The sequence below is a fragment of the Streptomyces flavidovirens DSM 40150 genome (genome assembly GCF_000429085.1).
Classification (GTDB): domain Bacteria; phylum Actinomycetota; class Actinomycetes; order Streptomycetales; family Streptomycetaceae; genus Streptomyces; species Streptomyces flavidovirens.
Genome location: NZ_AUBE01000005.1, coordinates 308,787 through 327,943 on the forward strand (window position 1 = coordinate 308,787; position 19,157 = coordinate 327,943).

The 19,157-nt window shown below is 73.9% G+C and carries 22 protein-coding genes; 15 read left to right on the plus strand and 7 right to left on the minus strand.

Annotated elements, in window-relative coordinates; translation table 11 throughout:
• Window positions 1-22: 22 nt before the first annotated feature.
• From G412_RS33900 to G412_RS0110610, 8 genes are all read left to right on the plus strand, one after another.
• Window positions 23-715 (plus strand): D-glycero-alpha-D-manno-heptose-1,7-bisphosphate 7-phosphatase, encoded by a 693-nt coding sequence (locus tag G412_RS33900; protein ID WP_078606911.1) that lies wholly within the window; start codon window positions 23-25, stop codon window positions 713-715.
• Window positions 712-1,794 (plus strand): glycosyltransferase family 9 protein, encoded by a 1,083-nt coding sequence (locus G412_RS33905; RefSeq protein WP_051338255.1) that lies wholly within the window; start codon window positions 712-714, stop codon window positions 1,792-1,794. The genes G412_RS33900 and G412_RS33905 overlap by 4 nt, the downstream gene beginning before the upstream one ends.
• Window positions 1,791-2,756: a glycosyltransferase gene (locus G412_RS0110585; RefSeq protein ID WP_028812078.1), complete on the plus strand. Its 966-nt coding sequence runs from the start codon at window positions 1,791-1,793 to the stop codon at window positions 2,754-2,756. The genes G412_RS33905 and G412_RS0110585 overlap by 4 nt, the downstream gene beginning before the upstream one ends.
• The gene (locus G412_RS0110590; RefSeq protein WP_051338256.1) at window positions 2,753-4,015 is read left to right on the plus strand and encodes a glycosyltransferase; all 1,263 of its coding nucleotides are present in this window, start codon (window positions 2,753-2,755) and stop codon (window positions 4,013-4,015) included. The genes G412_RS0110585 and G412_RS0110590 overlap by 4 nt, the downstream gene beginning before the upstream one ends.
• A 98-nt stretch (window positions 4,016-4,113) precedes the next feature.
• Window positions 4,114-4,746, plus strand: a complete 633-nt coding sequence (locus G412_RS0110595; RefSeq protein WP_028812080.1) for a D-sedoheptulose-7-phosphate isomerase — start codon at window positions 4,114-4,116, stop codon at window positions 4,744-4,746.
• On the plus strand, window positions 4,743-6,146 hold the full coding sequence (gene rfaE2, locus G412_RS0110600; RefSeq protein WP_028812081.1) for a D-glycero-beta-D-manno-heptose 1-phosphate adenylyltransferase: 1,404 nt from the start codon (window positions 4,743-4,745) through the stop codon (window positions 6,144-6,146). The genes G412_RS0110595 and rfaE2 overlap by 4 nt, the downstream gene beginning before the upstream one ends.
• A gap of 45 nt (window positions 6,147-6,191) precedes the next feature.
• Window positions 6,192-7,247, plus strand: a complete 1,056-nt coding sequence (locus tag G412_RS33910; RefSeq protein WP_037648309.1) for a glycosyltransferase family 9 protein — start codon at window positions 6,192-6,194, stop codon at window positions 7,245-7,247.
• A 35-nt stretch (window positions 7,248-7,282) separates the two neighbouring features.
• Window positions 7,283-8,164, plus strand: coding sequence for a glycosyltransferase family 2 protein (locus G412_RS0110610; RefSeq protein WP_051338276.1), 882 nt, complete (start codon window positions 7,283-7,285; stop codon window positions 8,162-8,164).
• Window positions 8,165-8,259: 95 nt separating this feature from the next.
• Here the strand turns inward: G412_RS0110610 and G412_RS0110615 are convergent, their stop codons facing one another.
• Window positions 8,260-9,549: an MFS transporter gene (locus G412_RS0110615; protein WP_028812083.1), complete on the minus strand. Its 1,290-nt coding sequence runs from the start codon at window positions 9,547-9,549 to the stop codon at window positions 8,260-8,262.
• 642 nt (window positions 9,550-10,191) lie between these two features.
• On the opposite strand from G412_RS0110615, the gene G412_RS0110620 reads away from it, so the two are divergent.
• Window positions 10,192-10,941 (plus strand): SDR family oxidoreductase, encoded by a 750-nt coding sequence (locus tag G412_RS0110620; protein WP_028812084.1) that lies wholly within the window; start codon window positions 10,192-10,194, stop codon window positions 10,939-10,941.
• Between the two features lie 38 nt (window positions 10,942-10,979).
• Entirely contained in the window at window positions 10,980-11,789 is an 810-nt protein-coding gene (locus G412_RS33915; RefSeq protein ID WP_051338257.1) for an SDR family oxidoreductase, read from the plus strand.
• 15 nt (window positions 11,790-11,804) lie between these two features.
• Here G412_RS33915 and G412_RS0110630 read toward each other — a convergent pair whose 3' ends face one another.
• Entirely contained in the window at window positions 11,805-12,032 is a 228-nt protein-coding gene (locus G412_RS0110630; protein WP_028812085.1) for a DUF6480 family protein, read from the minus strand.
• 28 nt (window positions 12,033-12,060) lie between these two features.
• The gene (locus tag G412_RS0110635; protein ID WP_028812086.1) at window positions 12,061-12,468 is read right to left on the minus strand and encodes a ChaB family protein; all 408 of its coding nucleotides are present in this window, start codon (window positions 12,466-12,468) and stop codon (window positions 12,061-12,063) included.
• Between the two features lie 177 nt (window positions 12,469-12,645).
• On the opposite strand from G412_RS0110635, the gene G412_RS0110640 reads away from it, so the two are divergent.
• Window positions 12,646-13,065 (plus strand): CBS domain-containing protein, encoded by a 420-nt coding sequence (locus G412_RS0110640; protein ID WP_028812087.1) that lies wholly within the window; start codon window positions 12,646-12,648, stop codon window positions 13,063-13,065.
• Between the two features lie 536 nt (window positions 13,066-13,601).
• Here the strand turns inward: G412_RS0110640 and G412_RS40100 are convergent.
• Window positions 13,602-13,772: a hypothetical protein gene (locus tag G412_RS40100; RefSeq protein WP_167546448.1), complete on the minus strand. Its 171-nt coding sequence runs from the start codon at window positions 13,770-13,772 to the stop codon at window positions 13,602-13,604.
• Window positions 13,773-13,883: 111 nt separating this feature from the next.
• On the opposite strand from G412_RS40100, the gene G412_RS0110650 reads away from it, so the two are divergent.
• On the plus strand, window positions 13,884-14,324 hold the full coding sequence (locus G412_RS0110650) for a helix-turn-helix transcriptional regulator (protein ID WP_028812088.1): 441 nt from the start codon (window positions 13,884-13,886) through the stop codon (window positions 14,322-14,324).
• Window positions 14,325-14,334: 10 nt separating this feature from the next.
• Window positions 14,335-14,745, plus strand: coding sequence for a VOC family protein (locus G412_RS0110655; protein WP_028812089.1), 411 nt, complete (start codon window positions 14,335-14,337; stop codon window positions 14,743-14,745).
• Between the two features lie 27 nt (window positions 14,746-14,772).
• On the opposite strand, the gene G412_RS0110660 is transcribed toward G412_RS0110655, so the two are convergent.
• Genes G412_RS0110660 through G412_RS0110670 form a run of 3 tightly spaced genes read right to left on the minus strand, consistent with a single transcriptional unit; the run spans window position 14,773 to window position 18,418 of the window.
• A complete protein-coding gene (locus tag G412_RS0110660; protein WP_028812090.1) occupies window positions 14,773-16,875 on the minus strand; it encodes a xanthine dehydrogenase family protein molybdopterin-binding subunit in 2,103 nt (700 codons plus the stop codon).
• 17 nt (window positions 16,876-16,892) lie between these two features.
• Window positions 16,893-17,879 (minus strand): FAD binding domain-containing protein, encoded by a 987-nt coding sequence (locus G412_RS0110665; protein ID WP_028812091.1) that lies wholly within the window; start codon window positions 17,877-17,879, stop codon window positions 16,893-16,895.
• Complete coding sequence (locus G412_RS0110670) at window positions 17,876-18,418, minus strand: 2Fe-2S iron-sulfur cluster-binding protein (RefSeq protein ID WP_028812092.1); 543 nt, start codon at window positions 18,416-18,418, stop codon at window positions 17,876-17,878. The genes G412_RS0110665 and G412_RS0110670 overlap by 4 nt, the downstream gene beginning before the upstream one ends.
• 139 nt (window positions 18,419-18,557) lie before the next feature.
• Here G412_RS0110670 and G412_RS0110675 point away from each other — a divergent pair, with 139 nt between their 5' ends.
• Both G412_RS0110675 and G412_RS0110680 read left to right on the plus strand, forming a co-directional pair.
• A complete protein-coding gene (locus G412_RS0110675; RefSeq protein WP_028812093.1) occupies window positions 18,558-18,947 on the plus strand; it encodes a VOC family protein in 390 nt (129 codons plus the stop codon).
• Entirely contained in the window at window positions 18,944-19,138 is a 195-nt protein-coding gene (locus tag G412_RS0110680) for a hypothetical protein (RefSeq protein WP_028812094.1), read from the plus strand. The genes G412_RS0110675 and G412_RS0110680 overlap by 4 nt, the downstream gene beginning before the upstream one ends.
• Window positions 19,139-19,157 lie beyond the last annotated feature (19 nt).

Genomic DNA, 19,157 nt, shown 5'->3' on the forward strand with positions numbered 1-19,157 from the left:
CTGTGCCGGTAGTCGCGCGGAGGTGCGCGGCCAGGAGGTGTCGTCGGCCGGGGACGGACCGCCCAGCGGGTGCCCGGCCGGAAGCACGGGCGGAAGTCCGGGCGCACGCGCCGGCCGTTCCCCCGGCGCCCGCCCGGACGGGCCGCCCGCGGCGGTGGCCGAGGGCCGTGGGGTTCCGGAGGCGGTGCTCTTCGACCGGGACGGCACGCTGGTCGTCGACGTGCCGTACAACGGGGACCCGGCGCGGGTGGAGCTCATGCCGTCGGCGCGGGAAGCCGTCGCCGCCGTGCGGGCCCGCGGGATTCCGGTGGGCGTGGTGAGCAACCAGTCGGGCGTCGGCCGTGGGTTGCTGACCCGGCGGCAGGTCGAGGCCGTGCAGCGGCGGGTGGAGGATCTCCTCGGGCCGTTCGCCGTGTGGGCGGTATGTCCGCACGCGCCGGACGACGGCTGCGGCTGCCGCAAGCCCGCACCCGGTCTCGTGCTGGCCGCCTGCGCACGGCTCGGCGTGTCCGCCGCACGCACCGTCGTCATCGGGGACATCGGCTCCGATGTGGAGGCCGCCCGCGCCGCCGGCGCGCGCGGGGTGCTCGTACCGACCGCTGTGACGCGTCCAGAGGAGACCGCGGCGGCCGGCGAGACGGCCACCGGCCTGCTTGAGGCGGTGCGGCTGGTGCTGTCCGCCGACGCCGCCCACCGGACGGGGGGCCCGCGATGACCGCACCCCGGACGCTCGTCGTCCGCCTGGACAGCGCCGGCGACGTACTGCTCGCCGGTCCCGCCGTCCGGGCCGTCGCCGCCGGATCCTCGCACACCGCCCTGCTGTGCGGGCCGCTCGGCGTCCAGGCGGCGCGGCTGCTCCCCGGTGTCGACGAGGTGCTGGTGTACGACGCTCCCTGGGTCGGGGTCGAGCCCGCGCCCGTGACCCGCGAGGCGACCCGGAAGCTCCTGGAGACGCTGGCCGCCCGCCGCTTCGACCGCGCCCTCGTACTCGTCTCGTACCACCAGAGCCCCCTCCCGGCCGCCCTGCTGCTGAAACTCGCGGGTGTGCGATGGACGGCCGCCGACAGCGAGGACTACCCCGGCGTCCTCCTGGACCTGCGGCACCACCGGCTGCCCCACCGTCACGAGGCCGAGGCCGCCCTCGACCTGGCGCGGGACGCCGGCTTCGCGCTGCCCCCCGGCGACGACGGGACGCTGCGCATCAGCCCCCCGCCCGACACCACGCACCTCACCGGACCCGGCCCGTACGTCGTCCTGCACCCCGGCGCCGCCGTCCCGGCCCGCGCGTGGAGCGCCGCACGGGCCGCACGGGCCGCCGCCGCACTCTGCGCCGAGGGCCACCGGGTCGTCGTGACCGGCGGCCGGACGGAGAAGGACCTGACCGCCGAAGTCGCCGGAAAGCACGCCCTCGACCTCGGCGGAGCCACCGACCTGCACCAACTGGCCGGGGTCCTCGCCGGAGCCCGCGTCGCGGTGGTCGGCAACACCGGCCCCGCGCACCTCGCCGCCGCCGTCGGTACGCCCGTCGCCTCCCTGTTCGCGCCGGTCGTACCGGCCGAGCGCTGGGGCCCGTACGGCGTACCCCACGTACTGCTCGGCGACCAGGGCGCGCCGTGCGCCGGGACCAGGGCCCGGCGCTGCCCGGCACCGGGGCACCCCTGCCTCGACGGGGTCGGCGACGCGGAGGTGCTCGCCGCCGTGGCCGCGCTCGGCGGCCGTACGCGGCCCGAAGCGGGCTGCCCGGCGGTACCGGGCGGCGTATCCGAAAAGGAACGAGGAGGAGCGAGCGCATGAACATCCTGCTGTGGCACGTACACGGTTCCTGGACCACGGCGTTCGTCCAGGGACCGCACACCTATCTCGTTCCCGTCACACCCGGCCGCGATCCCGACGGGCTCGGCCGGGCCCGTACCTTCACCTGGCCCGACTCGGTACGTGAGATGACGCCCGAGCAGCTACGCGACGCGCCGGTCGACCTCGTCGTCCTCCAGCGGCCGCACGAGATGGAACTCGCCGAACGCTGGCTGGGCGGGCGCCGGCCGGGGCGCGACGTACCCGCCGTGTATCTGGAGCACAACGCGCCGGACGGCGACGTCCCGGACACCCGCCACCCGTTCGCGGACCGCGACGACCTGACGCTCGTCCACGTCACCCACTTCAACCGGCTGTTCTGGGACAACGGCTCCACCCGCACCGAGGTCATCGAGCACGGCATCGTCGACCCCGGCCACCAGTACACCGGCTGGCTCCCGCGCGCCGCCGTCGTCGTCAACGACCCGGTCCGGCGCGGCCGTTACACCGGCACCGACCTGCTGCCCGCCCTGTCCGAGTCGACGCCGCTGGACGTCTTCGGCATGCGGACGGAGGGCCTGGCCCGGCACCTGGGCATACCCGACGACCGGTGCCACGCCACCGATCTTCCCCAGCGTGAGATGCACGCGGCCCTGGCCGAGCGCCGGCTGTATCTGCACCCCGTGCGCTGGACGTCGCTCGGTCTGTCCCTGCTGGAGGCCATGCACCTGGGCATGCCCGTCGTGGCCCTCGCCACCACGGAGGCGGTCGAGGCGGTCCCGCCCGGCACCGGGACGCTGTCCACCCGGCCCGAAGTACTGGCGCGCGCCGCCCGGCACTACCTGGAGGAGCCGGAAGCCGCGGCCGAGGACGGCGCGCGCGGCCGCCAGGCCGCACTCGAACGGTACGGGCTCAAACGCTTCCTCAACGACTGGGAGCGCGTGATGACGGAGGTGCGCTCATGACATCCCTCGGCCCCATCAGCGCCAGCGCCGGCAACACCGCCGCCCTGTCGGTCGCGCTCATCTCCGAGCACGCGAGCCCGCTCGCCGTACTCGGCGGAGTGGACGCGGGCGGCCAGAACGTCCATGTCGCGCGCCTTGCGGGCGCACTCGCCGACCGAGGTCACAGCGTCACCGTCTACACCCGGCGGGACGCGCGCGACCTGCCGGACCGGGTGCCACTGCGAGCGGGCGTCGAGGTGCACCATGTGCCCGCGGGACCGCCGGAGCAGATCCCCAAGGACGAACTCCTGCCCCACATGCTGGCGTTCGGCCGCTACCTGGCGAGGGAGTGGCAGGTACGGCCGCCCGACCTCGTCCACTCGCACTTCTGGATGTCGGGGCTCGCCGCGCTCCACGCCACGCGCGAACTGCGGCTGCCGCTCCTGCACACGTATCACGCGCTCGGAACGGTGAAGCGGCGCCACCAGCGGCGCGCCGACACCAGCCCGCCCGCGCGGATCGCCTGCGAACGGGAGGTGGGCCTGGGCTGCGACCGCATCGTCGCCACGTGCCGCGACGAGGTAGCCGAACTCGGCCGGATGGGCATTCCCGCCGGCAAGGTCAGCGTCGTACCGTGCGGCGTCGACACCGGTGAGTTCACGCCGTACGGTCCGGTCGCGGACCGGGACAGCACGTACCGGCACCGGCTGATCCAACTGGGCCGCCTGGTACCCCGCAAGGGCGCCGCTGTCTCCATCGGCGCGCTGGCCGGCCTGCCCGACACGGAACTCCTGATCGTCGGCGGGCCCACGGCGGACCGGCTCGACGACGACCCCGAGGTACGCAGACTTCGCGGCATCGCCCAGGACGCCGGGGCCGCCGACCGGGTGCGCTTCCTGGGCGGCGTACCGAGCGAGGAGGTGGCGCCGCTGCTGCGGACCGCCGATGTGGTGCTGTGCCCGGGCGACTACGAGCCGTTCGGCATCGTGCCGCTGGAGGCGATGGCCTGCGGCAAGCCGGTCGTCGCCAGCGGGGTGGGCGGGCAGCTCGACACCGTCGCCGACCCGGCCACCGGACGGCTGGTGCCGCCCGGCGACCCCGAGGCACTCGCCCACGCCGTCGGCGAACTGCTCGCCGATCCCGCGCTGCGGGAGGCGTGCGGGGAGGCCGGCCGCCGACGGGTGCTGAGCCGTTACGGCTGGGCGAGAGTCGCGGCGGCCACCGAGTCCGTGTACTGCGAGGTGCTCGCCCCGCAGCCCGCCGTCACGGGGGCGCTCTGAACCCCGGTCCCCCGCAGCGTTCCCGACCGCGCAGCACCGATGTCCGAAGGAGGTGCGGGTCCGGCCGTCGTCCCCCGGACGCGGTACGCCCGACCAGCATGAACGAATCCCTTGTACGCGACGCGGCGCACCGGCACTGCCAGTCACTGCAGGACGCGCTCACCGGCTTCCGCCACCAGAGCCTCGGCACGCTCGCCGCCTGGGGCAGAGAACTCGCCGCCGTACTGCCCGTCGGCGGCCGGCTGCTGGCCGCGGGCAACGGCGGCAGCGCGGCCCAGGCCCAGCACCTGACCGCGGAGCTGGTGGGACGCTACCGGCAGGAGCGCCCCGCCTATTCGGCCATCGCCCTGCACGCCGAGACCTCCAGCGTGACGGCGATCGGAAACGACTACGGGTTCGACCAGGTGTACGCCCGCCAGGTGTCCGCCCACGGCCGCCCCGGCGACATCCTGGTGCTCCTGTCGACCTCCGGCCGCAGCGCCAACCTGATCACGGCGGCGGTGACGGGCCGCGCGGCGGGACTGCGCGTATGGGCGATGACCGGGCCGGGCCCCAACCCGCTGGCCGAGGCGGCCGACGAGGCGCTGTGCGTCGACGCCGGCACGACGGCGACCGTGCAGGAGACGCATCTCGTCGCCGTACACCTGCTGTGCGAGTGCTTCGACGCGGCGGGCGGGGCGCCCGCCGGGGCCTCGGCGCGGCCCGTCGCAGCGGACCGGAGGATGTCATGAGTGCCCGCAAGCCCCTGGTGGTCGTCGGGGACGTCCTGCTCGACGAGGACATCGAAGGCGTCTCCACCCGGCTGTCCCCGGACGCACCCGCCCCCGTCGTCGACGTGACCGGCGACCAGAGCCATCCCGGCGGCGCCGGGCTGGCCGCGGCGCTCGCCGCCTGGGGCGGCCGCGAGGTGATCCTGGTGACCGCGCTCGGCGACGACCCGGCCAGTGAAGCCGTACGCCGTGCCCTGCGCGGCCGGGTCCAGCTGGTGGAGATCCCGCTGGAAGGCACCCTGCCGGTGAAGACACGGGTACTGGCGGGCGGCCGTCCGCTGGTGCGGATCGACCGCGGCGGCGGAACACCCGGCGAACCGGACGACGCGGTGCGCGAGGCGCTCGCCCAGGCCCACGCCGTACTCGTCGCCGACTACGGCAGGCACACGGCGAGCGCCGTACGCCCGCACCTGGAGGCCGTGGCCCGCCGCACACCGCTGGTGTGGGACCCCCACCTCAGGGGCGACGACCCGGTGCCGGGGGCGAGGATCGTGACCCCGAACGGTGCGGAAGCCTGCGCCCTCAGCCCCGCCGACGGCCAGTCCCTGCGGGCCTACGCCCGGCGCGGAGCCGACCTGGCGGAGCGCTGGCGGGCGGCCGCCGTCGCCGTGACGCTGGGGGAGCGCGGCGTCCTGCTGACCCGGCCCGGCGCCGGTACGCCGATGCTCGTCCCGGCGCCGTACCGCGCCCAGGGCGACCCGTGCGGCGCCGGTGACTGCTTCGCCGCCGCCACGGCGGCGGCGCTGGCGGACGGGCTGCTCCCGGAAGAGGCCGTGCAGCGGGCCGTCGCCGAAGCCGCCGCCTTCGTCGGCGCGGGCGGCGCGGGCAACCCGGCGCTGTGGCGGACCAAGTCCGCGTCCGGCCCCGACGAGGAGGCGCCGGAGACGGACCCCTTCGCGCTCGCGGAGCGGGTCAGGGCGCGCGGCGGCACGGTGGTCGCGACCGGCGGCTGCTTCGACCTGCTGCACGCCGGTCATGTCGGGCTGCTGGAGAGTGCCCGGCGTATCGGCGACTGCCTCATCGTGTGCCTCAACTCCGACGCGTCGCTCGCGCGCCGCAAGGGGCCGGGGCGCCCGCTCAACCCGGTGGCGGACCGGCTGCGCGTCCTCGCGGCACTCGGCAGCGTCGACGCCGTCGCGGTCTTCGAGGAGGACACACCGGCGGCGCTGCTCAGCCGGCTGCGGCCCGACGTCTGGGTGAAGGGCGGCGACTACTCCGTCGAAGACCTTCCCGAGGCGGAGGTGCTGCGCGCGTGGGGCGGACAGGCGGTCGTACTCCCCTACCTCGTCGGCCGCTCCACCACGCTGCTGGCCCACCGGGCGGCGCAGGCGGCCGTACGGGTGCGGCCGTCCGCGCCCTGACGCCAACGACGCCCATGAGGCCAATGACGAGAGGCATCCATCGACATGAGTGCCGAGAAGCGGACACAGCCGCTCACGCGCGGCGGCGACGCCCGGCCGCGTGTGCTGGTACTGCGGGCGCTCGGGCTCGGCGATCTGCTGACGGCGGTGCCTGCCCTGCGGGCGTTGCGGCGCGGCCTGCCCGGACACGAGGTGGTGCTGGCGGCGCCCGGGCGGCTGGCCGCGGCGGCGGCCGCGACCGGCCTGGTGGACCGGCTGCTGCCCGCGTCCGCCCCCGGACGGGCGGTGCCCGCCGAGCTGGCCTGGGACGGCCCCGAGCCCGACGTCGCCGTGGACCTGCACGGCAACGGCCCCCCGAGCCACCTGCTGCTCCAGCGACTGCGGCCGCGGCGGCTCTTCGCGTACGCCCACCCCGGAACACCCGGCATCGCGGGCCCGTCCTGGCGGGCCGACGAACACGAGAGGGACCGCTGGTGCCGGCTGCTCGACTGGTACGGCATCCCGGCGGACCCCGGCGACGTGTGGATCCCGCCGCCCACGGCCGCCTCCCCGGCGCCGGGCGCGGTAGTGGTGCACCCCGGCGCCGACGCGGCGGCCCGCCGCTGGCCGAGGGAGAGGTTCGCGGCCGTGGCGCAGGCGCTGCACCGCTCGGGCCACGAGATCGTGGTGACCGCCGGGGCGGGGGAGGGGCCGCTGGCCCGGCATGTGGCGGCGGAGGCGGGACTGCCCCCGGACGCGGTGCTCGGCGGCGCGGACGACGTGCCCTTCGGCCGGCTCGCCGCGCTCGTCGCCCGGGCCCGCTGCGTGGTCGTCGGCGACACCGGTCTCGCCCACCTCGCGACGGCGCTCGGCACACCGTCGGTCGTCCTCTTCGGCCCGGTCGCCCCGCGCCTGTGGGGCCCGCCGGCCGGCGCACGGCACCGGGTGCTGTGGCATCCCGGCGGCGACGATTCGCCGCGTCCCGGTGACGCCCACGGCCCCCTGCCGGACGAACGGCTGCTGCGGATCACCGTGGAGGAGGTCGTCGACGCGGTACGAGGACTGCCGGACCCCGACCGCCCGGCGGCGGACCGGCCACTGGTACCGGAGGGCTCGTGGTGAGCGGGCAGCCGACGCGGCGCACCCGGACCGGCACCGTGGCCGGCGAACAGCCGGCGCAGCACCCGCGGACCGGGATCGTGGTGATCACCAGGAACCGGCGTACGAGCCTGCTGGCCACCCTGGACCGGCTGGCCGCGCTGCCGGAACGGCCACCGGTCGTGGTGGTCGACAACGGTTCCACGGACGGCACGGCGGACGCGGTGCGCGCCCTGCACCCGGCCGTGCGACTGCTCACACCCGGCCGCAACCTGGCCGCGGCAGGGCGTACGTACGGCGCCGCCGCACTCAGCACGCCGTACATCGCCTTCAGCGACGACGACTCGTGGTGGGAGCCGGGAGCCCTCGACCGGGCCGCCGACGTGCTGGACACCCATCCCCGCCTGGGGCTGGTGTCCGCCGCCACACTCGTGGGGCCCGAGGCGAGGCCCGATCCGCTCAACGCGGCACTGCGCAACTCGCCGCTGGGCCAGGAGCCGGACCTGCCCGGCCGTTCCGTGCTCGGCTTCCTCGCGTGCGCGGCCGTGGTGCGGCGGACGGCGTTCCTGGAGGTGGGCGGCTTCCACCCACTGCTGGGGATCGGCGGTGAGGAGCAACTGCTCGCCATCGACCTCGACACGCACGGCTGGGGGGTGGCGCACTGCCCCGGCGTCGTGGCCCGGCACGCCCCGGACGGGGCGCCCCGCCCCGGCCGGGTCGCCCGGATGCGGCGTAACGAACTGCTCACCGCGTGGCTGCGGCGGCCACTGCGGGAGGCCCTCGCGCAGACGGTGCGGCTGGCCCTCGACAGCCGGGACGATCCGCAGGCGCGGCTCGCGTTGGCCGACGCCGCACGGCGGCTGCCCGCGGCGCTGGCGCGCCGGCGCCGGGTGCCGGGCCGGGTGGAGCGTCGTATCCGGCTGCTGGAGACGTCGTCGTGAGCCGCTGACGGCCGGCCGCCCCGCCGCCCGGTGCGCCGGGGCGGCGGCGGGAATCAGGCGGCGGGAATCAGGCGGCGGGAATCAGGCGGCGGGAATCAGGCGGCCGGAATCAGGGCCGGCTGTCCGGCCAGGACAGGCTGCTCCGTCCGCACGATGACGGTCGCCGCCGTCCGCCGGCGGCGGAGCACGAAGCCCGCCCCGATCGCGCCGGCGATGATCAGACCACCGGACACGAGGGCGCCCCGCGCCCCGGCCAGCTCCATCAGCAGGCCGAGCGCCGGCGGTCCCGCGAGACCCCACGACGTACGGATGGTGCCCCAGACGCCGAGGACACGGCCCCGCATGTGGGCGGGCGGGTCCGTCTGGAGGACCGTCGTGCCCGCGGTGTCGGAAATCGACTCGACCACGGCCATGGGCAGGACCAGCACCAGCAGCACCGCCAGCGAGGGCGAGAATCCGGCCACGACCTGGAGGAGTGCCCCGGCGGCCGCGAGCGTACCCACGAGCCGTACGGACGGCTTGCGCAGCCGGGCGCCGAGCACCGCGCCGACGATGCCGCCGACGGCGAGGACGGTGGAGACGGTGCCGAACGCCCCGGCGCCGCCGGCGAGCGGGCCGGTGACGAGTACGGCCAGGGTGAGCCCGTAGTTCCGTCCGAAGACCGCGCTGAGTCCGGTGATGCCCGCGAGGGCGACCAGCCGGGGGCGGCGCATGAAGTACACGACGCCCTGCCGCACGGTCATGTCCTGGTCCGCGCCGCCCGCATCACGTGCGTCCTCCTTGCCGAGCGCGGTACGCGGCGCCGCCGGCGGGGTGGTCCCGGCGCCCCGGACCGCCTTGTGCACCGGACGGAGGAAGGGGATGACGCAGGCCACGAAGAGGAAGGAGAAGCCGTTGGCGGCGTACGCGGCCGCCGTGCCGAGGAAGCCCACCGTGATACCGGCGAGAGCGGCACCGGCGAGGCGGCCCGCGTTGTGCACGAGCGAGCCGACGCCGATGGCGGACGGGACGTCCTCCGTACGGACGAGATCGTTGCCGAGGAGCGAACAGGCCGGTCCGTCGACGGTTGCGATCAGCCCGGTGACGGCGGCCAGGGTCATCAGGACTGCGAGGTTGAGCTGGTCCACCGCGACCAGGACGGCCGTCACGAACGCGACGGCGCCGAGCAGCGCCTGGCTGACGGCGGCCGTGAGCTTGCGGGGCCACCGGTCGACGGCGGCGCCGCCCGCGAGGCTCATCAGCAGGCCGGGAGCCGCCTGGACGGACATGGACAGTCCTGTCGCGGCGGCGGACCCGGTGATCTGGAGGACCAGCAGGTTCTGGACCGTCAGCTGCATCCAGGTACCGGCGTTGGAAACGAAGTTGGCGACGGACCACCAGCGCATGCTGCGGTACTTCAGGGAGCGCCACGGCGAGTGGTCGTCCGCCCCGGTCTTCGAGGGACGGCCGAAGCGCAGCCGGTGGGCCGGCTCGACGGCGTCGGGGACATGCGCGGAGGCGGGGACAAGGGCAGGGGCGGGCGCGGGGCCGGCAGGCGAAGAAGGCACAGTGAGGTATTCGGAGACGAGCCGGGGCTCAAGTGGCGGAACGGCGGAAGCTCGGGACACCGGCTGCTCTGCGCGGCCGCTCCACCGGATCTGGCTGGTGCTGGGCCGCTGCCCGGCGGACCCATGACGCCTGTTCGGGGCGAGAAGGTCCGGTCCGGGGGACGGCCTGGACCATCGTGGCAGAAGGGTTCGGCCGGTGCGGTCCGTAAGGCATCGCGCCACGGTCGCCGCTGGCCACGATCCCGTGTGGCGTAAGGGATGCGGTACTGCTGGTGGGCTTGCTCACAGGAACCGGGCGGGCCCTGCGACGCGTCAGCCGCCGGGCCCGCAGGCGTGACCGCGACCACACCCGGCCGGCCCCCGCGCGGTGGCGTACTCCGGCGTGCCGGACACGCCCGCGGGCCTCACAGTGAGGTACGGGGCGGTTGCCGAGCGCACATCGCCCCGTCCGGCACGACGGAGGCAACGGAAGGCAGCGGCATGGAAAGCGGAGTGCGGGTCGACCTTCACGGCAAGCAGGCACTGGTGACCGGCGGCGCGCGGGGGCTGGGGGCCTCGATCGCGCGGCGGCTGGCCGGGGCCGGGGCATCCGTACTGGTGGCGGACCTGCGCAAGGACCTGGCGCGGGACCTCTGCAACGAACTGGGCGCGGTGGGGCGCGGCGACGCGCGCTTCGTCGAGCTGGACGTCCGCGACGCCGCGGCGGTCGCGGAGGTCTTCAAGGACCTGGAGGCCGAAGGGCAGGCGGTGGACATCCTGGTCAACAACGCGGCCGTGGACGTCTCCAAGCCCATCGAGCACCTGACGGCCGACGAAGTCACGCGGGTCGTCACGACGAACCTGCTGGGGCCGATGTACCTGTGCCTGGAAACCTACCGGCGCATGGTCGCGCGCGGCGGCGGCCACATCGTCAACATCCTCTCCACGGCGGCGAACCGCACCTGGACCGAGGCCGGCCCGTACGCGGCGGGCAAGTCGGGCCTGCGCGCCTTCACCCACACGCTCTTCCAGGAGGCGCAGCGGGACTGTCCGGGGATCGGCGTCACCGGCATCATCGCGGGCGGTATGGAAACACCGTTCATCATGGAGCGCTTTCCCGACGCCGACACCTCGATGCTGCAGAGCCCGGACATCGTGGCCGACACGGTGCTGTACGCCCTGTCCGTCCCGGCCGGCAGCGCGGTGTCCGAACTGGTCGTCGTACCGCGCAAGGAGCCGTCCTGGCCCTGATTCCGCCATCCGTCCCGCTCACGAGAAGGATCCCGCGCATGTCCAGTCCCGGGAACGCAGCCTCGCCAGTCGCCGTCATCACCGGCGCGGACTCCGGTATCGGGCGCGCCACGGCCGTCCGCCTCGCCGCGCAGGGCATGGATATCGGCATCACCTTCCACACCGACCGGGAGGGCGCCGAAGCGACGGCGGAAGAGGTACGCGGGTACGGCCGCCGCGCGTGCGTCGCGGCCCTGGATCTCAGGCTGCTGCCCGACGCGGCCGACGTGATCGATGAGCTGGCCCGCGAGCTGGGCCGTATCGACGTCCTGATCAACAACGCGGGCACCGGCACCGCCACACCGTTCCTCGACCTCGATCTCGCCAAGATCCGCCAGGTTGTCGACGTGGACATGATCGGCCCGTTCCTGTGCGGTCAGCGGGCGGCACGCCGCATGATCCAGCAGGGCGACGGAGGCAGGATCGTCAACGTCACCTCGGTCCACGAAACCGCGCCCCGCGTCGGCGCGGCGCCCTACTGCGCGGCTAAGGGCGGTCTCGGCCTGCTGACGCAGGTGATGGCCCTCGAGCTCGCCGAGTACGGCATCACGGTCAACGCGGTCGCTCCCGGCGAGATCGCCACACCGATGACCGGCCAGGAGGACACGGACGTACGCACGGAGGTACGCCGCGGCATTCCGCTGGGGCGCCCCGGCGACGCGCGCGAGGTGGCCTCCGTCATCGCCTTTCTGGCGAGCCCGGACGCCTCGTACGTCACGGGCGCGTCATGGCAGGTCGACGGCGGCATGCTGCGCATGGGGCCCATGGCGGGCTCCCACCTGGACGACGACTCCTGGCGCCGTCCCTGAAGGTCCGGGCTGCGGCTACATGAGTACCGCGAACGCCAGGAAGAAGGCCGCGCACAGCACCACGATCACGCCGATGGCGATCAGCGGGCCCTTGGACCAGCCACGCGGAGGTTCCACGCGCGGACCGGTGCCGGAGCTGGTGCTCGCCTCGCCGGGCGGCGTCTCGCCGGGAGGCACGCCGCCGCCCGGTTCGAGGCCGGGGGTCCGGTCCGGCTCGGGATCTGGGTTCTGTGGTGTATTCATATCGGGCAAGTGCCCCAAAATGCCCGAATCAATTACCCGTCCGGGCCTGCCGCGTCTTCGCGCGGTTCGCCTTGCGGATGGCCTCCAGCAACTCGGGCTTGGTCATCCGGGAACGCCCGTCGACGCCGAGCCGCTTGGCCAGGTCGTACAGATGCTGCTTCGACGCCTGCTCGTCCACGCCCTCGCCGCTGCGCCCGCCCAGCTCCCGAGGCCGCGCCGCCCTGGGATCCGACGGCCCCTTGCGGCCCTTCTCCTTGCGCTCCCAGTGATCGCCGACCTTCTCGTACTTGTGCTTGAGCGCGCTGAAAGCCACCCGGTGAGCGCGCTCTCCCTCGCCGTACTCCTCGACAGCGGAGTCGTGCGCCTTGATCCAGGTGCGCTGCGCCTCCTCGGCGGACCGCTCCAGGGTCGACGGAAGTTCCTGCTCTCCCGGCACGGAGCTCACCCCTCTCTCCGATCGAACCAATACGAGTGAGATACGGGTGCCCCAGTTGGTCGGCGGAATTCAGCCGTCCGGCCAGGAAGCGGCGCGGGACGCTTGGGAGGGCCGTGCACGGGTATCCGCGCACCAGTGGGGGCCGCGGCTACCGCCGCCCGTCCAGTGGAGGACCCGATGGGTCAGAAGGTTCGAGAAATCATGACGAGCGCCCCGGTCACCGTGGGCGTACTCACGGCAGTGAGCGAGGTCGCGCACCGGATGCGCGAGGAGAACATCGGCGCGGTTCTCGTCGCCGAGGGCGACGAACTGCGCGGGCTGGTCACCGACCGGGATCTGGTGGTCCGCGTACTCGCCGAAGGGAAGGATCCGGGCGACACGACGGTGCGCGACGTGTGCAGCCCCGACCTGGTCACCGTCACGGCTGACGACGAGGTCGACCGCGCCATCGAGCTGATGCGTGAACACTCGCTGCGCCGGCTGCCGGTGGTGGAAGGAACTACCGCGGTGGGCATCGTATCCCTGGGGGACCTGGCGATCGAGCGCGACCCCGGCTCCGCTCTGGGCGACGTGAGCGCCGCCGCACCCAATACGTAGTACCTGACCGATACGCGGTACGTGACCCGAGAGCGGCCACCGCCGGAACCGGGCAGCCGAACGGGTGGCGCGCCGTTCCGGCGAAGTGTGGCTGCCGTATCCCCCTCCGCGGCGCGGGCAGGGTGTTGCCCGTTGACTCAGTAAGCGCCCCCGAAGCGGAGTTGCTGAGCCGGGCCCCCGGGTGCCACCGGGGGCTCCGGTTTGTCCGCGGGCCGCTCGCTCAGATCACGGGCTCCGGGGCCGGGACCGGCCCCGGCAGCGGGCCGGGCTCAGGCTTGGGCTGCGGCGGCGGGACCGGCGCGGGCGGGTCCGGTTCGGGCCGGGGCGGAGCCGGGGGCGCCGGATCGGGGCCGGGCGCCGGCACCGGACCGGGCGCCGGCCCCGGTTGCGGACCGGGACCCGGCGCGGGGGTCGGGGTGGGCGGGACGGGATCGTTCGGCGGTGTGCCCATGAGACATCCTCAATACATCTGGCCCCTGACGGGCCGTGAACCCGCGGGGCGAGGGGGCCACCGCCTCGCCCCGCGGCTGCTCCCGTCAGCGTCGGCGGGCCGACCACCCGGCGCCCACACCCGCCACATGCAGGGCGAGAAGGGCGAGCCCGACGAGCATGAGGCTCATCGGTCCGAAGACCGCTTCCGTCGACGTCTCGGTCGCGTGGATGATAAAGGCGATGATGAAGACCACCGCCGCCGCGAATGCCAGCATGTGCTTCTCCTGCCACTTGACGGCGCACCACGCGTAGTTCGGGTGGCTGTGCCGCTACCGGCCTTTTTCCCCGCCGCATGCCGGTCATTCCTCCGGTGGTAGCGTCGTCACATGAACCCGGAAGACCTCGCCGACCTCGCGCACCTGCGCCGGGCGCGGGATCTGATCGACCGGGAGTACGCCCAGCCGCTCGATGTGCCGACGATGGCCCGCCACGCGCTCATGTCGCCGGCGCACTTCTCGCGACGGTTCCGGGCGGCCTATGGCGAGACGCCGTACAGCTATCTCATGACCCGCCGCATCGAGCGGGCGATGGCGCTGCTGCGCGGGGGGATGAGCGTGACCGACGCGTGCATGGCGGTCGGCTGTACCTCGCTCGGCTCATTCAGCTCGCGGTTCACCGAGGTCGTGAGGGAGACGCCGAGCGCGTACCGCGGCCGGGAGCACCACGCCGTGGCGGCGATGCCCGCGTGCGTGGCCAAGGTGCACACCCGCCCGACGAGAAATCCGCCGAGCAGGATCCGAGAAGCGGGCCCTGCCGGCGCTGCCTAGTGTGGGCGACATGACCATCGCACTCCAGTACTGCCACATCACCGTCAACGACGTGGACGAATCGCTCGCCTTCTACCGCGGCGCGCTCGGCCTCGAAGTGCGCAATGACGTCGCTTCCGGCGGGTTCCGCTGGGTCACTCTCGGCAGCCCGACTCAGCCGGGCCTCGAAATCGTGCTCTCGGAGCCGCACGCCGGCCGTTCCCGGTCCGACGGCGACGCCCTGCAGGAACTCCTCACCAAGGGCGTCCTGCCGATGACCGTCTTCAGCACCGACGATCTCGACGCGACCTTCGAGCGGGTACGGGCGTCCGGAGCCGAGGTGCTCCAGGAGCCCATCGATCAGCCCTGGGGGCCGCGCGACTGCGCGTTCCGCGACCCCTCCGGCAACATGGTGCGGATCCAGCAGGCGGCCAGGGCGTAAGCCGCCGTCCCCCGCCGGGCGCCGCGCTCAGCTCGCCGGATCCAGATACGGCAGCACCTTGTCCGGCGTCAGCGGCAGGTCCCGCAGCCGGGCTCCCGTCGCGTGGTGCACGGCGTTGGCGATGGCCGCCGCCGTGCCGACGATGCCGATCTCACCGATGCCCTTGCTGCCCATCGGATTGAGGTGCGGATCGTCCTCGTCGATCCAGTACGCCTCGATCGCCGGCACGTCCGCGCACGAGGGCACGTGATACGAGGCCAGATCGTGCTCCGCGAAGTCCCCGAAGGCGGGATCCATGGTGCTTTCCTCGGTCAGCGCCATGCCGATCCCCATGGCCATCGCGCCGATGAACTGGGAGCGTGCGGTACGGGGATTGAGGATGCGCCCGGCGGCGTACACGCCGAGGAGGCGGCGTACGCGGACCTCGCCCGTCACGGTGTCCGCCTGCACCTCGGCGAACTGGGCGCCGAACGCGTGCCGGGCGTACGGCGAATCCTCCGCCACTTCCGGCTCGGTGTCCGCCGCGGCGGTGAGACCCTCGGCCGGCACACCGTCGTACCGCTCAAGACGCTCGGCCAGCAGCGCGCACGCCTTGTGCACGGACCAGCCCCACGACGCCGTCCCCGACGAGCCGCCCGCCAGCGGCGCCGCGGGCAGGTCGCTGCTGCCGATCTCCACGCGCACCGACTCCAGGGGCGCGCCCAGCACATCGGCGGCGATCTGCGCGAGCACGGTCCGGGCCCCGGTGCCGATGTCGGTGGCGTTGACCCGGATCACGTACGTACCGTCGGGGGCGGCGTGCGCGGTGGCGGCGGACGGGCTGATGAGTACCGGATAGGTGGCCGCGGCGACTCCGGTGCCGAGCAGGAGATCGCCCTCGCGGCGGATGCCGGGCCGCGGGTCGCGCCGGTCCCAGCCGAAGCGCCGCGCTCCGTCCCGCAGGCACTCGGCCAGGTGGCGGCTGCTGAAGGGCTTGCCGCTGTCGGGTTCGGTGTCCGGGTCGTTGCGCAGGCGCAGTTCCACCGGGTCGAGACCGGTGGCGACGGCGAGTTCGTCCATCGCCGACTCCAGCGCGTACATCCCGGACGCCTCGCCCGGAGCACGCATCCACGACGGGGACGGTACGTCCAGGGCGACGACCTGGTGACTGGTGCGGCTGTGCGGAGAGGTGTACATGACCCGCGCCGGAACGGCCGCCTGCTCCACGAACTCCTTGACCGTCGACGTCTGCGTGACCACCTCGTGGGCGAGCGCGGTGATGACGCCGTCGGCCCCGGCCCCCAGCCGCACGCGCTGCACGGTCGGCGCCCGGTGGCCCACGACCGCCGCGAGCTGACGGCGGGGGAGCGCCAGCTTGACGGGCCGCCCGGTGTGCCGGGCGGCCATGGCCGCCAGCACCACCTGCGGGCGCGGCGTGCCCTTGGAGCCGAACCCGCCGCCCACGTGCTCGGAGACGACGGTGACCTGCCCCTGCTCAAGACCGAAGACCTGGGCGAGGGTGTCCCGTACCTTCGTGGAGCCCTGACTGGAATCGCGCGCGGTCAGATGTCCGTCGTCCCACCACGCGGTCGAGGCGTGCGGCTCCATGGGGTGGTTGTGCAGCGCGCTCATGGTGTACGTCGCGTCGACGCGCACGGCGGCCGCCGGATAGGCCGCGTCGAAGTCGCCGCGTTCCCGGACGGCGGGGACCTCGCTGTTCGCCTCCTGCGGTGTGTAGAGGCCGGGGTGGTCCGCGGTCAGCCGTACGTCGTGCTCCTCGGCCGCGTACTCGACCCGCAGCGCCTCGGCTGCCGCACTGGCGTTCTCCGGCGTGTCGGCGACCACCAGGGCGACGTACCAGCCGCGGTGGGGGACGCGGTCGTTCTGGAGGACCGCGAGTGTGGGGTCGTCCGGCTCCTTGAGGCGCGGCGCGTTCTCGTGGCTGAGCACGGCGTGCACGCCCGGCAGGGCCAGCACCTCTTCGGCGTGTACGGCGGTGACCCGGCCGCGCGCGACGGTGGCGGGCACGGGCACGGCGTAGGCGCAGCCCGGCGGGGTGTGCTCGACCGCGTAGCGTGCGGCGCCGGTGACCTTGTCGCGGGCCTCCGAGCGGACGGCGGGCGTGCCCAGTGGGGGCGGTGGGTGCGTCATGACGGATGGTCACGTCCTCAGGTACGGGAAGCGAGCTCGGCCAGCACGCTGATGGCGAGGTTCCGGGCGAGCGGCACTTTGAAGCCGTTGTCACGCAGCGGCTCGGCCGCGGCAAGCTCGGCGTCGGCCGCGCGGGCGTACGTCTCCTCGGTGGCGGGCGCCCCGCGCAGCACCTCCTCGGCCGCGCGGGCACGCCAGGGCACGTGGGCGAGCCCGCCGAAGGCGAGTGCGGCGTCCCGGACCACGCCGCCCTCGACGCGCAGGACGGCGGCGACAGAGGCGAGCGCGAAGGCGTACGAGGCGCGGTCGCGGGCCTTGCGGTAGCCGCACCGGGTGCCGGGCAGGGCGGGCGGGAGGGTCACGCCGGTGATCAGCTCGCCCGGACGGATGACGGTGTCCTGATCGGGACGGTCGCCGGGCAGCCGGTGGAAGTCGGTGACCGCGACGGTGCGGGCGCCCTGCGGGCCGTGCAGGTGGACGGCGGCGTCGAGAGCGGCCAGTGCGACAGCCATGTCGGAGGGATGGGTGGCGACGCAGTGCGCCGAGTGGCCGAGCACCGCGAGATCACGGTGAACGCCTTCGCGGGCGGGGCAGCCGGTGCCGGGCTCGCGCTTGTTGCAGGGCTTCGAGACGTCCTGGAAGTACGTGCAGCGGGTGCGCTGGAGCAGGTTTCCGCCGGTCGTGGCGGTGTTGCGCAACTGCCCCGAGGCGCCGGAGAGCAGGGCCTGCGACAAGGCGGCGTAGCGCGTGCGCACCGCCGGATGGGCGGCCAGATCGCTGTTGCGTACGGTCGCGCCGATGTGCAGCCCGCCGTCGGGCGTCTCGTCGATCCCGTCCAGCGGCAGCCGGCTGACATCGATGAGGAAGTCCGGCGCCGCGACCCCCAGTTTCATCAGGTCGACGAGGTTGGTGCCGCCGCCGAGGTATTGCGCCCTCGGATGGCCGGCGAAGGCGCCGATCGCCTCGTCGGCGCTCTCGGCACGGAAGTACGCGAACGGCTTCACGTCGCCACCTCCCCGATCGCGTCCACGATGTTCGGATACGCGCCGCAGCGGCAGAGGTTGCCGCTCATGCGCTCCCGGATCTCGTGCGCGGTGAGGGCGGCGGGAGCGCCGGGAGGGTGCTCGGGGGGCGTGACGTACGAGGGGTGCCCCTCGGCGGCTTCGGCCAGCATCCCGACGGCGGAACAGATCTGCCCCGGCGTGCAGTAGCCGCACTGCAGGGCGTCCCGCGCGACGAACGCCTGCTGGACCGGATGAAGCCGCTCGCCGTCGGCGAGGCCTTCGACGGTGGTGACGTGCGCGCCGTTGTGGGCGGCGGCGAGCAGCAGGCAGCTGTTGGCGCGCCGGCCGTCGACGAGCACGGTGCAGGCACCGCACTGGCCGTGGTCACACCCTTTTTTCGCACCCGTGAGGCCCACCTGCTCACGCAGCGCGTCCAGGAGCGTGGTGCGGTGGTCGAGCGTCAGCGTGTGCGGGGTGCCGTTGACGTGAAGGGTGAGGACAGAGCTGTGCGCGGTCTCCTGCTGGCTGGTTGGCTCCACTCCGTCGCGCCTTTCGGTCCGAAGGTCTCGCCTCGTACCTCTTCCTATCAAAATGTTCCCCTTTGCGCGTTTCGGTTCAGCCGGTCCTGGAGGGGTACTGGGGTGGGACGCACGCCAGAGCAAGAGCGAGGAGACCGGTATGGCCATCGCGAAGTACTGCCTCGTGGCCGTGGACTGTCCGGATCCGCAGGCACTCGCCGGTTTCTACGCCGCGGTGCTGGGCGGCGAGGTGAAGAACGACAACGAGGACTGGTACGAGCTGCACGTACCGGGCGGCGCCCGTATCGCCTTCCAGCGTGCGCCGGGTTTCCGGCCGCCGGACTGGCCACGGGCCGACGAGAACTCGCAGCAGATGCATCTGGACTTCGACGTACCGGACATCGAGGCGGCGCAGGCGCAGGTGCTCGCACTCGGCGCCACCCCGCTCGACGTGGACGACAACGACGGGAAGCGGGGCTTTCGGGTGTACGCCGATCCGGCGGGCCACCCGTTCTGCCTCTGCCGCGAAGAGGAGGACCAAAACCCATGAGTGACCCGGCGACCGAAGACCCGCAGGAGACCGGCAAGCCCCTGCCGAGGGACCTGCCCGATCAGCAGGCAGGAGACGGCGAGGACCCGCTGGACGAGACCGGCGGCCGTACTGAGGACGCACGCGAACCCGAGACCGGGCAGGCACCCGACACCGGCCAGGGGCCGGTCCCCGACGAGCCGTCCGGCTGAATGAGCGCAACGTGACGGA

What these genes read in the sequence shown, in the direction of transcription:
- G412_RS0110650 (WP_028812088.1), top strand. Translation starts at nt 13,884, where the DNA reads ATGAACCCGGAAGACCTCGCCGACCTCGCGCACCTGCGCCGGGCGCGG.
- G412_RS0110585 (WP_028812078.1), top strand. Translation starts at nt 1,791, where the DNA reads ATGAACATCCTGCTGTGGCACGTACACGGTTCCTGGACCACGGCGTTC.
- G412_RS0110680 (WP_028812094.1), top strand. Translation starts at nt 18,944, where the DNA reads ATGAGTGACCCGGCGACCGAAGACCCGCAGGAGACCGGCAAGCCCCTG.
- G412_RS0110655 (WP_028812089.1), top strand. Translation starts at nt 14,335, where the DNA reads ATGACCATCGCACTCCAGTACTGCCACATCACCGTCAACGACGTGGAC.
- rfaE2 (WP_028812081.1), top strand. Translation starts at nt 4,743, where the DNA reads ATGAGTGCCCGCAAGCCCCTGGTGGTCGTCGGGGACGTCCTGCTCGAC.
- G412_RS0110630 (WP_028812085.1), bottom strand. Translation starts at nt 12,032, where the DNA reads ATGAATACACCACAGAACCCAGATCCCGAGCCGGACCGGACCCCCGGC.
- G412_RS33905 (WP_051338255.1), top strand. Translation starts at nt 712, where the DNA reads ATGACCGCACCCCGGACGCTCGTCGTCCGCCTGGACAGCGCCGGCGAC.
- G412_RS0110640 (WP_028812087.1), top strand. Translation starts at nt 12,646, where the DNA reads ATGGGTCAGAAGGTTCGAGAAATCATGACGAGCGCCCCGGTCACCGTG.
- G412_RS33910 (WP_037648309.1), top strand. Translation starts at nt 6,192, where the DNA reads ATGAGTGCCGAGAAGCGGACACAGCCGCTCACGCGCGGCGGCGACGCC.
- G412_RS0110590 (WP_051338256.1), top strand. Translation starts at nt 2,753, where the DNA reads ATGACATCCCTCGGCCCCATCAGCGCCAGCGCCGGCAACACCGCCGCC.
- G412_RS0110620 (WP_028812084.1), top strand. Translation starts at nt 10,192, where the DNA reads ATGGAAAGCGGAGTGCGGGTCGACCTTCACGGCAAGCAGGCACTGGTG.
- G412_RS33915 (WP_051338257.1), top strand. Translation starts at nt 10,980, where the DNA reads ATGTCCAGTCCCGGGAACGCAGCCTCGCCAGTCGCCGTCATCACCGGC.
- G412_RS0110615 (WP_028812083.1), bottom strand. Translation starts at nt 9,549, where the DNA reads ATGCGCTGGTGGTCCGTCGCCAACTTCGTTTCCAACGCCGGTACCTGG.
- G412_RS0110675 (WP_028812093.1), top strand. Translation starts at nt 18,558, where the DNA reads ATGGCCATCGCGAAGTACTGCCTCGTGGCCGTGGACTGTCCGGATCCG.
- G412_RS40100 (WP_167546448.1), bottom strand. Translation starts at nt 13,772, where the DNA reads ATGCTGGCATTCGCGGCGGCGGTGGTCTTCATCATCGCCTTTATCATC.
- G412_RS0110595 (WP_028812080.1), top strand. Translation starts at nt 4,114, where the DNA reads ATGAACGAATCCCTTGTACGCGACGCGGCGCACCGGCACTGCCAGTCA.
- G412_RS0110660 (WP_028812090.1), bottom strand. Translation starts at nt 16,875, where the DNA reads ATGACGCACCCACCGCCCCCACTGGGCACGCCCGCCGTCCGCTCGGAG.